The sequence below is a fragment of the Nostoc sp. genome (assembly GCF_036917095.1).
Lineage (GTDB): Bacteria > Cyanobacteriota > Cyanobacteriia > Cyanobacteriales > Nostocaceae > Nostoc.
In genome coordinates this window covers 54,216-66,732 of sequence record NZ_JBALFH010000030.1, presented here as the reverse complement: position 1 = coordinate 66,732, position 12,517 = coordinate 54,216, and the positions used below count along the sequence as shown (strand labels likewise).

Genomic DNA, 12,517 nt, shown 5'->3' with positions numbered 1-12,517 from the left:
ATTGGAAAATCGGGAATCTTTAATTGGTAATTTGTAGTAGTTAAATTATGAGCACTTCTAACTCATATTCTACTAACCAAAATAGAACCCATGAATTCATCAATTAAAGGTATTGTTACAGCTACTTTAGCTTTATTGCTAAACTATTCAGCAAACCCAGCCTTTGCACTACCCCAGAAAATCAATCATCCAGTTACTGTTGCTACGCAAGCGTCAAAAGATATCTTGATTGTTCCTGGGGAAAGAGTGGGGCCGATAACACGGAAAACCACCAAGCGAGATTTAGTCAAGCTTTTTGGTGCATCCCACCTCGTTGATAAAACTATCTCTGGTGCTGAAGGAATAGGTAGTTTTGCAGCTACTCAGGTAAATCTAAATCAGGGGCGATCGCTCTTGGTAGTTTGGAGTGATAATACTCGTACCAAACCTTTAGATGTGCGTAACCTGGGTTCAGCTTGGAAAACCCGCGAAGGTATTGGGGTGGGAACCCCTTTGAGCGAATTACGCAAGAAATTAGGTGATTTTAAACTTTATGGATTGGAGTGGGACTACGGCGGTACTATTTTGTTGGATAGTAGTAAATTATCCCGTTATCAAGGCAAACTCATTCTACGAGTAGATACGGCTCCCAATGCTTCTGAAAAGTTCCCCAATGACTACCAATCGGTGTCTGGGGATAGTACTTTTTCTTCCAGCAATCCTCACTGGAAACCTTTGGGAATTAAGTTAGCAGAAATTATCGTTGTATTGAATTCAAGTGAGTAGTGGTATGTTAAACATCAGTTTAGCTTTCTGAAAGTATTACAAATAATGAAAAAAACTCACTGGGAAAACCGTATTAGAGAATAGAGTCAAAAACGAATAGAAATATTTATTGAAAATTATGATGAAGAATGTTTATCCCCAGAAGTGAAGTTTGGCGAGCATAATCATAAGAACTATTGTGTATTAAATAAATCAAAGTTTGAATTGCATCTTGGCTACCTTTACCGATGTACCCCAAGGTATAAGCAATGGCTCGCGAGTTACTTCATCAGAGCTGCTACGTGCTAGGTTAGCCAGAGTCGTAATTGCCTGTTCGTTACAAACAGCAATTTTCGCTAGGTTCTGTGCTATTACCCTACGGGTAGGTGGCTGAACAGTACTGAGTTGCTTAATTAGTGTTTGAATAACATCATTGTTATCAGTACCAATTTTGCCTAAGCTTTGAATTCCTACCCAGCGCGTAGGTTCATCTTGTGTGGTGCATACTAGCTCAATTAAGGCATTAATTACATCTGCATTACCAGCACCCAAAAACCCCAAACGTTCAGCAACCTGTTTGAGAACTGAGTTATCCTGACTTGTGTCTAATTGTTTAATTAAAAAATTAATATTGTCTTGCTCTTGCTGGTTGCTCATTGGTTTTCATAAAAATTACCTTGTAACCAATATCCTAAATCTGTGTAAATAATGGCATTTTTACAGTGCGATCGCAATAAAAGCTAGACGCACTTCAGGCAGAATTTGACATCCGCAGCGAGAAGTTAAAGCAGATGAGGAAAGCTGTAGCTATTGAGGCTGCTACGGCAGTTAAGTTTCAATTAGAACAGCAGCTTCTTGATGAACAGATAAAACTAGCACATATTAGCGCTGAACTTGATAAACTTGAGTCTGCATTGCAATCATAAGACTTATGTAAATATACAGTTATTTGGTGCATGTAAATCAGAATTTACTCACCTAGAAACAAGGAAAATAGAGATATTAAGTTAATTGGTGTTTGTTTATACTATTTCAAATTTTTGTAGTGGTTATACTCATGACTTAGGTTCTACCTGGGAATTAGGAAGTGGCTTTGCCACTTCTTTTTATTTATCTGGTAGTCCAGTAAAAAATAAATTAAAAGTTAAAAGTAATTTCGTTCAACTTTTAACCTTTATTAATTGTTATACCATTTGACAAAATATCTGCTATACCTACATTTTTAGGGGCGCACAGCTGTAGGCCCCTACAGCCGATTCATTTTTTGCAAGCATTGTTGAGAATGGTATAATTTGTGCCCATTTAAATGACCAGCAGTCTGACGCAATTCTGGTCATATAGACATGATGTTAGTCATTACTCATTGTATCTTGCCATCTCTCTCGCTTAGGCTTGCTCTCTAAATCGCGCGATCGCCCTTCTTGCCAAGTCCCCCACATTAGGGATTGCTGTTTTTCAACATGGTTAATAAACTGCATAATTGAGTGATCTGCTTTGATGGGAGTTTTCAAATCAAACTGAATTGTTTGAAGAATCTTGATGTCACCCATGAGAAAGTACTTAGCCGCAATCTTAGTCAGCCATAGCACAACTCGATTGCATAACCAACCAAAAACTCCTTTACGTTTTTTAGTCATCAATAGAACTTGACCTTCAGTTTTTCCCCCTTCGTAGAGGCGAACTGCAACCATCATGTGGACATGAAAGAAATCAGGGCCAAGTGTCACAATGCCAATGCTACCGTACCAATAGCAAATACTGTAAGTTATGACATTTTTGTAGAAAATACGGATGAGCTTAATCAAGAAGAAATTGTCTTTGATCGGTGTAGTATTACTGAAGATAATTGCATTCTCGTTCAGTTCTTGTCTTTCAAAAATAATTTCTAGTGGCAATTGGTGAACTGTATTGAGGTGTTGAGCATCAATTGCATTAATCATCACCACATTGGGATGACAGTTCAGCAAGAAGTGGGAATGGATGGCGACATCACACTCTTTTTGTTCTAACTCTGGAACAAAAGGTAGAGGTTGCTGTGGTATTTCGCCAGTCCAAACCCAAATCATCCCATATTTTTCAGCAGTGGGCCAAGTTTGTAACTTTAGGGAAGGCGGCGTATCTAAACATGGGATATCAATACACATCCCCTCAGCATCAAACTTCCAGTGATGGAAAAAACAACGTAGTGCATTACCCTCAACTTTGCCTTCAGCAAGGTGAGCGCCCATGTGTGGACAGTAGGCATCTAAGGTAACTATTCTTTTATCTTTCCCACGGTAAATTACTAATTCTCTACCCAAAATCGTGACAGGTTTTACTTCACCCACCCGCAGATTTTGAGAGGGTATTACCCAATACCATCCCTCAATAAAACGCTCTGGATTATTGAAAATTTTAGGTTTACGGATTGAGCTAAAAGTCTGCGAGTTGAGATTCATTTTTATGGTTTCACTTGAAGTGAAGCAGTTGATCTAGAAGTAACATGGGAACTTCAAAAAAACAGTTACTTTCAGTACCATGAGAAACAGCTACCAAATAAATAGATAAAAATCATCAGGTAAAATCTTGAAAAAATGTTATAAAAATGTCAAAATTATGCCGATTTAATATCAGCTAAATCACAAATATCCATTTATAATAGATAATTTAAAATTTACAACTTAGTAAAATCTCTAACTAGATAAAAAGTTCCAATACTGATGATAATATTTTGCTGAACTCTCAAACCACTTGATATTTAGCAAAATATGTAATAATAATTACAAGAGTTGGGAAAATCTACCATGTTAACTCAAGATAAAAAACTGCTTTTAATTGGTCAGGTAACAGATTTAACTGGAATACCCATCAGGACAATTCGTTATTACGAGAGTTTAGGTTTAATCAATTCATTAAGACGAACAGAGGGAGGCTTTCGCCAGTTTTCATTGGATGTGCTAACTCGTCTAGCATTCATTAAAAGGGCACAAAATCTTGGTCTTAGCCTAGAAGAGATTGGAAGTATTCTTCAAGTTTATGACCAAGGGCAAACTCCTTGTGGTGAAATCAAAGAAAAACTTGAAGAGAAGGTCTTGCAGATCGATCGCCAAATCGATCAGCTGTTAACTTTACGCTCTGAAATCAAAGGATTACTTTCAGGCTGGAAGAATATCAGCGATCACCATGAGGAGACAATTTGTCCGATTATTCAAAACACCTCTCAGCATTGACACTAATCAGGAATCAGGACTTTTATAGAGAAGAAACCACCACAACTCTAGTCCAATTAAAGCTAAACCTGCGATCGCAACCCCAACTTTCAAGCCCAAAGGTTGCTCAATACTATGAAATTGGCTGGTTTGCTCTGACGAGTGGGCTGGCATTTCTGCTAATGCTACGCCTGATGTTCCAGCGAGCAGCACTAAAGCTGTAAGGCTTCCCCAAAGCGTTTTTTGACTGAACATTTCCTAAATTACCTTGCAATTATGAGATAGTTTTTGGTTGAAAGTTACGCAATCTGAGGGCATTGCTAACAACAGAGAGCGAAGAAAGAGCCATCGCCGCCCCGGCGATTATTGGATTGAGTAACCAACCAAAGATGGGAAACAAAATTCCCGCCGCAATGGGAATACCAATAACGTTGTAAATAAAGGCAAAGAAGAGATTTTGCTTGATATTGTTGATGGTGGCGTGGCTGAGTTGAATTGCTGTGACAATTCCTTGCAAATCGCCAGAAATTAGGGTGATATCGCTAGCTGCGATCGCTACATCTGTTCCCGTCCCAATAGCAATTCCCACATCAGCCTGTGCTAGCGCTGGCGCATCATTTATCCCATCACCTACCATTGCGACAATTGAGCGCTGAGTTTTGAGTGAGAATTTGCGAGAATTCTCTCCCCTTACTCCTCTGCTCCTCTGCTCCTCTGCCCCTCTGCTCCTCTGCTCCCCTTGCAATGATTGGATAATCGCCGCCTTTTGATCTGGACGCACTTCGGCAAAGATTCGCTGGATGCCAACTTGTAGAGCGATCGCATCAGCAGTTTTACGATTATCTCCTGTGAGCATTACTACTTCTAAACCTAACTTCTGTAAAGCTTTCACCACTGCTGTTGATGAAGGTTTTAGGGCATCGGCAATACCCATTATTCCTTGTAGTTCGCCATCCACAGCAATCAAAATGACTGTTTTACCAACCGCTTCCCAAGCATCTTTATACTGTTGGAGACTCATGGTGTTAATTCCAAGTTCGGTTAACCAGCGTTGTGTACCAATTTGCACAAGCTGATTTGAAACAACTGCTTGGACACCACTACCTGCATTAGCCTGAAAGTTCTTTACCTCTGTTAAACTCACTTCTTGAGACTGGGCGTATTTCACCACCGCTTCAGCTAAAGGATGTTCAGAATTTCGTTCTACCGTTGCTGCTAACTGTAAAAGCTTGATTTCATTACCATTAGCTGTGCCGTTGACAGTTACAAAGTCTGTAACTGTCGGTTTCCCCTGAGTCAAGGTGCCGGTTTTATCTAGAACGATGGTTTGAATTTTGTGTGCTAGTTCTAAACTGTCAGCACCTTTAATCAAAATCCCATTTTCCGCACCTTTGCCCGTCCCTACCATTACAGAAGTGGGGGTAGCTAAACCCAAAGCACAAGGACAGGCAATAATTAGTACACCCACCGTTGTCATTGTTGCCAGGGTGAGGTTGCCAGTGAAATTAAACCAAATGACAAAAGTGGCGATCGCAACGGCAATCACAGCTGGTACAAACCATCCTGTAACTCGATCTGCCAAGCGCTGAATTGGTGCTTTAGAACCTTGCGCTTGTTGCACTAGTTTGACAATTTGAGCCAAAAATGTATCATTTCCGATTCGTGTCACCCGAAACTGAAATGCACCCGCACCGTTAATCGTCGCCCCAATCACCTCATCTCCTGGCTGCTTTTTGACTGGCAAACTTTCACCCGTCACCATCGCTTCATCTACCGTCGAAGCGCCTGCAATCACTTCGCCATCTACTGGAATCTTTTCGCCAGGACGCACCAAAATTACATCGTTGATTCTGACTTCGGCGATGGGAACATCAATTTCTCTACCATCGCGCATAACTCTGGCATCTCTAGCTTGCAATCCGATGAGTTTGCGGATGGCTTCAGAAGTTTGTCCCCTAGCGCGATTTTCCAACAACCGCCCCAGCAAAATTAAGGTAATGACAATGGCGGCAACTTCATAATAAATATGAGGTATCAAGCCCTGAGCAATAAAAAATTTCGGGAAAACAGTGACAAACAAAGAATATAGATATGCTGCACTTGTACCCAAAGCAATCAGCGTGTCCATCGTCGCTGTATGGCGCTTGAGGGATTTCCAGCCATTGCGGTAAAAAGATCCACCACACCAGAACACGACGGGTGTTGTCAGCAGTAATTGTATCCAAGGATTTTGCAGGAAACTTGGAATCAAGGGTAAATTTAGCCCAGTCATCATGGGCAACGACCCCAAAAATAGGAAAATGCTGATTACACCTCCCACCGTTACCTTGAGGGAGAGTTGGCGTTGTAATGCTTGCCTACTTGCAATCTCTGCATCATCTTCTTCGGAGAGCAATTCTTCCTGGAGTGAGTAGGAAGAGTATCCCGCAGCTGCGATCGCACTTTGGATTTTCTCTAAATTGGCTAGAGAGCGATCGTATTCGATCGCGGCTTGTTCTGCTCCAAAGTTAACGTTGCAGTCAATTACCCCAGGAACAGAGCGAATTGCCTTTTCAATGTTGCTGGCGCAAGCGGCGCAACTCATGCCTCGAAGTTTGAGTGTGAGACTATCCATAACTAGATAAACCGCTGTGATTGGTGTGGCAGGATCTTAAAGATTAAGCAACTGGATAGCCAGCAGCAGCCAACGCTTCCTTAATTGCTGTTTCTGATGCTTGAGTTTCTACACTGACAAGCTTGGTTGTTGGATCGGCCTGAACGCTAGCATTGGCATCGACTGCCTGAAGTGTTTTGGTGATGGTGCTTGCACAAGCAGAACAAGCCATGTTGGGAACTGTGAGTTGGAGAGTCATAGATTTACGGGATAATAATGAACAACTTAGCCAGATCGAGCTGGATGACTGAGACGTATCCCTCACACATCAGAAATAACTGGAAAGAGAGTCGCCTTGAATTCATCCTAGACTCTCTAGCCGGCTGGAGAGTCTAGAGATTTTTAAAAGTTTTTCGCTAAACTTCAAATTTCTTTACAACTTTGTTTTGCTGAGTAACCGTAGCCCACCGGAAATACAACGTACTACAAAACCCTTGTCATTCGATGAAAGCGTGTGTTATTAAGGCTATATAACCACATTAGTCAGAATTAACCTGTTGTTTTCCCCACAGTTCTGGAAAAATGACCTTCTGCACTAATTGAGACGCGGCTGCTGAACCAAGTCTCCTCCTCTCTTCACAACAAAGGGTCTTTTTTAAGACCTTATTTGGAGTTTTCATGCAGCCAAAAAATCTCAAACGTCTCTTGCGTGCTTTAGAGCGGCAAGGTTTAGATGTAACTTATAGCGATCGCACTTATTCCGTTCGTTTAGTTAATTCTCCTGATGCCCCTGTAGCAGAAGTGCTACTACCAGAAGGCTTCCCCGTTGAAGCTAAGGCATTGAAGCAGTTAGCAAATTTGGCAAGCGTCCGCCACCCATCAGGTGGATGCGTTTGTCGTGCCTGTGCTACGCCTGACTTTCACCCAGGTGATGCGGGTGTTGCCATTGGTTCAGTTGTAGAAACTGTAGGTCAAGTTATCCCTGGCGCTGTCGGTTCTGACATCAATTGTGGGATGCGCCTCCATGTTGCAGATTTGACAATCGAGGAATTTCTGGCAAAGCGCGACCAATTCGTAGAACGGATGAAGGGGGATTACTTCTTCGGTACGCGTGATGTAACGATGACTGCTCAAGCAATGCAAGCTCTATTCCAGTACGGAGTTCCCGGTTGGCTGGATGCCATGCTAGATCGGGCTACTGGGAGTATAGTCAAATCTGATTTACAACAACTCGCCCAAGAGAGCGAACGCATCTTCTTAGGTGGTTCAATGGATGGTGACTGGAAACTAGCACCCGAAGAATTAGTTCCCGATGCTGGATTAGTACGCGATGGCGGACTGGCAACCATTGGCGGCGGTAATCATTTTGTCGAAGTGCAGCGAGTTGATAAAGTCGAAAATCGCCCGCTTGCCCACGCTTGGGGAGTGCGCGAGGGACAGCTAGCTTTTATGATTCACTCTGGTTCTCGAAACGTGGGTAAATATATTGGGGGAATGTGGCGAGATAAAGCTAAGGCGATTTGGCAAAAAGGTTTGAAGTACCCTGATTCTCAAATTTTTCCTCTCTCTACTTATTCTCACCCCGAACTAGTAGCCAGTTACCTGCAAGCTGAGGCCACTGCTGCTAACTATGCTTTTGTCAATCGCCTGCTGTTAGCGGAACTGCTACGTCTGCGTTTGCGGGAAGTATACAAAGATGTGGAAGCACCTCTAGTTTATGACTTGCCGCATAACATCACCTTGCCAGAAGGTCAGGGATGGGTAACACGCAAGGGCGCTTGTCCCGCCCATGCAGGGCAACCAGTGATTATCCCTGGTTCAATGGGTGCTTATTCTTATCTGATGGTGGGTAGAGGCAATCCAGCATTTTGTAATTCTGCCTCACATGGGGCGGGAAGAATTCATTCTCGCTTCGATCTCAACCGCAGAGGTGCATCTCAAAGTGAGGCAGAACTGGGATTAACTGGGGTAGACTGCATCACCCTGCGTCAAGAACGCCGAATTGAAGAAGCACCCTTCGCCTACAAACCGATTCAGTCTGTGATTGATGTACAGGTTGAAGCAGAAATGGTGGACGTTGTGGCGCGATTGAGTCCGGTGTTGACGTTTAAGGCGTAGCTGCCCAATAAAAAGCCCCTGGTCAACCCAGGGGTATCCATCTTTATTCCCTCATTTAGAATCGCATCTGTGAAGCTATTGTAAATCCGTATTAATGCAATTAGCGCATAAGTCTGATGATTATTTTGCAATCAGCTAGCTAGATAAGAATTTACCCAGCGTTATGGATGAAAGGGATGCCTACCTTCTTTATCTTCACTCGATCGCAAAAAAGGTTCAGCACTCAGCTAAACCTCTATATATTTATTTAGTGCTTAAGCAGACATAGCAAATTAACGCTCTTCCATCAGTCTTGGAGAAAGCGATCGCTGCAAGCCTTACGAGACTTCGGTTTTCAGGTTTTAGCTAGATTTGGGAATTTCTATTAAAAAATAAAGCCTCAAACCTTGATTGGGTGATAGTTTCAGTTTTCTGCTTCAATTATTGTTTTATGAGAGTGATGGAAAAGCGTTAGGCTGTATGCAAATATTTTCAAATCTGATAAAACATTTCCTCGTTACTTATTAAAAAAAGGTTTGGCTATGAACCAAACCTCAATAATTACTGTGCTTAACAACGTACTAAACTAATTTAATTCTACCCTGTTTACAGATCATCATCCTAGAGGTTGTGTATAAATATTCGGAAATCTAGTATTACATGACTTGGTAAAAATATTAAAATATTTATTTAATAAATATATAGATGATACAAAACATCTACCTAAAGTATGAAAAGACTTGGCTTGAAGGCAAGCTTCCATATATACCAGATGTTTACCACATCTAGTTAATTTAAAATTACGTTGACTTCAGTTCATCTTCCTAGTAGATATAAATATTCTAAAAGCTGATATGTCATCAGTTAGGTACAAGCTTGAAGCAGAATTTTGAATGCTTTTCCATTGGAATTCAAACCACTACCTGATTGTAGTCCTTCCTCCGCTCTGACTTATTCTTCCCTTCTCTACAAGAGGCTGTACCAACGGGGCAAACCTTAACCTGGATTCTGACGATTGACGCCTTTATTTTTTCTGATAAATCCAGTACATAACAATATCAACGATCGATCTACCTTTACTGCGATGAAAGTCTATCTTTCAGTTATCTGAGTTTTTATAAAAAAAGACCCTGGGTGTTATTCCAGGGTGCATACACGTTTTTCAGGCATTAACAGGCTGAATAATAACTCTGTAAAATAGTTATTTCTACTATCTATAGAATGATACGAATATTGTTCTATATATGCTAATAGTGTTTTTTTTGTTGCTCAGTCTATTTATGGATGGTGTTTTACAATACTAAATCGGTAGAGTTAAATGAGATTTTCTATTCCTTTAGTATTAGGTAAATCCTTCTACAATCTGGTATTAATCTCTTCTTTACTGGATTTACATTCAGACGCTGTAGAGTAAGTATTTTACTGATTAGTTCTAAGTTTCACTTGCTTAGTGTTACTCACGAAAAAGGCATGGAGAAAAACCATGCCTTCATATATACCAAGTGTTTGTCATACCTAGCTAATTTAGAATTATTTTGATTTCAGTTCATCTGTCTCTAGTGAGTTTGCAAAACTTATATAAAGAGTTATAAATTTAACAATTTATTGATATAAAAAAGGTTTGTTTTCTACTAACTCTTAACCAATACTAGTACTTTACACAATTTATATTAAATCCTACTTAATAGAAACTTACATAAGTTAAAAGATGAAGTTAGAAGTGATAACCTGCAAGCAAATTTAGTCGCCTATGCTAAAGTAGTAGACGGTCTTTGAGAAACAATGATTGTTAACAAAGAAGTAATATCTAACGAGCAGCCGCTTCCTTTCAATAACCTATCAAGATTAATTTATTGGTTTGTTTACTCGTAAAAACTTACTCAGTACGCAAACTCCAGTACGTAATTTAACAACAATTCATAGCTTTTATTACTTATTTCTCCAGTATCTTTAAAATCTCAAAGCATACACAGACCAAGCGATACTGTTATAGATAATCATCGGCTCTTTCTATATAAAGTTATTATGAACTCATTCAGAAAATATTCTGTAATTTTGCGTATAATCAAAAAGTATCTGCTAAATCTATTCAGGTTGAGGTTTTCTTAACTGAGCGACTTTTGTGTGGGTGAAGATTCTCAACTAGGCAAAAACAAAACACAAGTCAATCCTAACTGAGCACTATTCTATAGTTTGCACGAAACCTCGTGTGTATCTACCAATAAAGGCGATAAATCCTAATAAAATCTTCTGGAGAAGAGATGTATTTGGCACATTCATTCATGAGTGATGAAAAGAAGCAAAACTCTTACCAGCCTTTGATTTTGGCAGTGGAAGACCATGATGATAGTCTCCTGCTGATTAGTTATGCTCTTGAGTCAATGGGTTGTAGATTCATTTGTCAAACAGATTGTTCTGCAACGGTGCTGGTAGCTAAAGAATATCAACCAGACTTAATCTTGTTGGATATTTTGTTACCAGGTCTCAGTGGTATCGATGTTGTGCGTCATCTAAAGCTTGAACCCCTAACTTGCAAAATTCCAACGATCGCAGTCACGGCTTTAGCTAGCACGCAGGATCGCGAGCGTATCCTCAAGGCAGGATTTAATGATTACATCAGCAAACCCTATATGCTTGAGGAATTAGAAGCTATAATTCGCCGTGGACTTGGGACAAGATTGGGTATTCACTCTGCTTTTGAACTTTGTCAAGATTAGCAGTCCAGCAGAAAAATATGAAAGTGAAGAACTTAAGTGTTTTTAGGTAGTTTTACAGTAAACAGGCTACCTTTACCTAGTTCAGAAGTGACCTGGATAGTTCCTGCGTGCGCTTCTACAATCCGGTGGGATAGATGTAATCCTAGTCCACTACCTGAGCGTTTATTTTTACCTTGGCGAAATCGCTCGAAAATTGTTGCTTGGTCTTCTGGCGCAATCCCATATCCTGTATCTTGGATTTCAAGTGTTACTGAATCTGGATTTCCTGGATTAGATGATGTTTCAAAAATGCGGATTATTATGCCTCCTGTATCTGTAAATTTGATCGCATTTGCGATCAAGTTGTTTAGTACGCGCCGTAGTTCCAAGCGATCGCCCATAATAATACCAGCGTTTTTGCCCTGTGAGTCTAATTCATGGGTGTCTATTTCTAGAGTCAATCCTTTTTCACTAGTTAGAGGACTTAGTTCGCTGACTACTTCTTGAGATATCTCACGTAAATCGCATTCCTCCCAATTCAAGGTTTTTTTACCTGCCTCAAAGCGATAAACTTCTAACAGGGTGTTCACCATTTCCATCAAATTTTTGTTACTGCGAATCATAACTGCGATCGCCTGCTTCATTTCCGGCGAAATTTTGCAGAATGTTTCCATCTCAAACAAATTCAACATGCGATCGGACGCGACTAACGGAGTTCGCAAATCGTGAGTCAGACGAGAAACAAAATCTTCCCGTTGACGGGCCATTTTTTGTTGTTCGTCCAGACTGTGCTTCAGACGCAACAGCGATCGCACCCTTGCCAGTAGTTCATCAGTATCAAATGGTTTGCGAATAAAATCGTCAGCACCAGCATCCAAACCATCGACAACGCTGGATTCGTGAAAGGCAGTAATCAACAGAATTGGAATATAAGGGATAGCAGAGTTCGTCCGAATCCGACGTGTGACTTCATAACCATCTATTCCTGGCATCATCACGTCTAACAGAATCAGATCGGGTGGAGATTCTTCAATTTGCCGCAAAGCCTTGATTCCATCTGAAGCCAAATTAATTTCATACCCCTCACTTTCTAAAATTGCTTGAACCAAAATGAGATTATCTGGAGTATCGTCAACTGCAAGGATACGATAAATTTTATTATTTTCAAATACAGACATGATTTATCAACTTTTATCAGT

At 40.6% G+C, this 12,517-nt stretch carries 11 protein-coding genes; 5 read left to right on the top strand and 6 right to left on the bottom strand.

Translation table 11 applies throughout. From position 1 onward, the window contains the following. Positions 1 to 90: 90 nt before the first annotated feature. Positions 91 to 765, top strand: a complete 675-nt coding sequence (locus V7L01_RS14085) for a hypothetical protein (RefSeq protein ID WP_335035686.1) — start codon at positions 91 to 93, stop codon at positions 763 to 765. Between the two features lie 192 nt (positions 766 to 957). Here the strand turns inward: V7L01_RS14085 and V7L01_RS14080 are convergent, their stop codons facing one another. Then, on the bottom strand, positions 958 to 1,401 hold the full coding sequence (locus tag V7L01_RS14080; RefSeq protein WP_335035684.1) for a HEAT repeat domain-containing protein: 444 nt from the start codon (positions 1,399 to 1,401) through the stop codon (positions 958 to 960). Positions 1,402 to 1,535: 134 nt separating this feature from the next. On the opposite strand from V7L01_RS14080, the gene V7L01_RS14075 reads away from it, so the two are divergent. Further along, positions 1,536 to 1,670: a hypothetical protein gene (locus V7L01_RS14075; RefSeq protein ID WP_335035682.1), complete on the top strand. Its 135-nt coding sequence runs from the start codon at positions 1,536 to 1,538 to the stop codon at positions 1,668 to 1,670. 423 nt (positions 1,671 to 2,093) lie between these two features. On the opposite strand, the gene V7L01_RS14070 is transcribed toward V7L01_RS14075, so the two are convergent. Further along, positions 2,094 to 3,182 carry an aromatic ring-hydroxylating dioxygenase subunit alpha gene (locus tag V7L01_RS14070; protein WP_335035680.1) on the bottom strand — a complete coding sequence of 363 codons (1,089 nt, stop codon included), beginning with the start codon at positions 3,180 to 3,182 and terminating at the stop codon, positions 2,094 to 2,096. Positions 3,183 to 3,527: 345 nt separating this feature from the next. Here V7L01_RS14070 and V7L01_RS14065 point away from each other — a divergent pair, with 345 nt between their 5' ends. Continuing rightward, entirely contained in the window at positions 3,528 to 3,953 is a 426-nt protein-coding gene (locus tag V7L01_RS14065; protein WP_335035678.1) for a heavy metal-responsive transcriptional regulator, read from the top strand. A 6-nt stretch (positions 3,954 to 3,959) separates the two neighbouring features. On the opposite strand, the gene V7L01_RS14060 is transcribed toward V7L01_RS14065, so the two are convergent. From V7L01_RS14060 to V7L01_RS14050, 3 genes are read right to left on the bottom strand one after another with little or no spacing between them, the layout of a single operon-like run. Then, a complete protein-coding gene (locus tag V7L01_RS14060; protein WP_335035676.1) occupies positions 3,960 to 4,187 on the bottom strand; it encodes a hypothetical protein in 228 nt (75 codons plus the stop codon). Between the two features lie 19 nt (positions 4,188 to 4,206). Beyond that, on the bottom strand, positions 4,207 to 6,546 hold the full coding sequence (locus tag V7L01_RS14055; protein ID WP_335035675.1) for a heavy metal translocating P-type ATPase: 2,340 nt from the start codon (positions 6,544 to 6,546) through the stop codon (positions 4,207 to 4,209). A gap of 43 nt (positions 6,547 to 6,589) precedes the next feature. Continuing rightward, entirely contained in the window at positions 6,590 to 6,784 is a 195-nt protein-coding gene (locus V7L01_RS14050; RefSeq protein ID WP_094350009.1) for a heavy-metal-associated domain-containing protein, read from the bottom strand. A 419-nt stretch (positions 6,785 to 7,203) separates the two neighbouring features. Between V7L01_RS14050 and V7L01_RS14045 the strand changes: the two genes are divergently transcribed. Both V7L01_RS14045 and V7L01_RS14040 read left to right on the top strand, forming a co-directional pair. Then, positions 7,204 to 8,643 (top strand): RtcB family protein, encoded by a 1,440-nt coding sequence (locus V7L01_RS14045; RefSeq protein WP_335035673.1) that lies wholly within the window; start codon positions 7,204 to 7,206, stop codon positions 8,641 to 8,643. 2,240 nt (positions 8,644 to 10,883) lie between these two features. Beyond that, complete coding sequence (locus V7L01_RS14040) at positions 10,884 to 11,339, top strand: response regulator (protein WP_335035671.1); 456 nt, start codon at positions 10,884 to 10,886, stop codon at positions 11,337 to 11,339. 32 nt (positions 11,340 to 11,371) lie between these two features. On the opposite strand, the gene V7L01_RS14035 is transcribed toward V7L01_RS14040, so the two are convergent. Continuing rightward, on the bottom strand, positions 11,372 to 12,496 hold the full coding sequence (locus tag V7L01_RS14035; protein WP_335035669.1) for a sensor histidine kinase: 1,125 nt from the start codon (positions 12,494 to 12,496) through the stop codon (positions 11,372 to 11,374). Positions 12,497 to 12,517 lie beyond the last annotated feature (21 nt).

What these genes read in the sequence shown, in the direction of transcription:
- V7L01_RS14075 (WP_335035682.1), top strand. Translation starts at nt 1,536, where the DNA reads ATGAGGAAAGCTGTAGCTATTGAGGCTGCTACGGCAGTTAAGTTTCAA.
- V7L01_RS14050 (WP_094350009.1), bottom strand. Translation starts at nt 6,784, where the DNA reads ATGACTCTCCAACTCACAGTTCCCAACATGGCTTGTTCTGCTTGTGCA.
- V7L01_RS14040 (WP_335035671.1), top strand. Translation starts at nt 10,884, where the DNA reads ATGTATTTGGCACATTCATTCATGAGTGATGAAAAGAAGCAAAACTCT.
- V7L01_RS14035 (WP_335035669.1), bottom strand. Translation starts at nt 12,496, where the DNA reads ATGTCTGTATTTGAAAATAATAAAATTTATCGTATCCTTGCAGTTGAC.
- V7L01_RS14055 (WP_335035675.1), bottom strand. Translation starts at nt 6,546, where the DNA reads ATGGATAGTCTCACACTCAAACTTCGAGGCATGAGTTGCGCCGCTTGC.
- V7L01_RS14065 (WP_335035678.1), top strand. Translation starts at nt 3,528, where the DNA reads ATGTTAACTCAAGATAAAAAACTGCTTTTAATTGGTCAGGTAACAGAT.
- V7L01_RS14045 (WP_335035673.1), top strand. Translation starts at nt 7,204, where the DNA reads ATGCAGCCAAAAAATCTCAAACGTCTCTTGCGTGCTTTAGAGCGGCAA.
- V7L01_RS14060 (WP_335035676.1), bottom strand. Translation starts at nt 4,187, where the DNA reads ATGTTCAGTCAAAAAACGCTTTGGGGAAGCCTTACAGCTTTAGTGCTG.
- V7L01_RS14080 (WP_335035684.1), bottom strand. Translation starts at nt 1,401, where the DNA reads ATGAGCAACCAGCAAGAGCAAGACAATATTAATTTTTTAATTAAACAA.
- V7L01_RS14085 (WP_335035686.1), top strand. Translation starts at nt 91, where the DNA reads ATGAATTCATCAATTAAAGGTATTGTTACAGCTACTTTAGCTTTATTG.
- V7L01_RS14070 (WP_335035680.1), bottom strand. Translation starts at nt 3,182, where the DNA reads ATGAATCTCAACTCGCAGACTTTTAGCTCAATCCGTAAACCTAAAATT.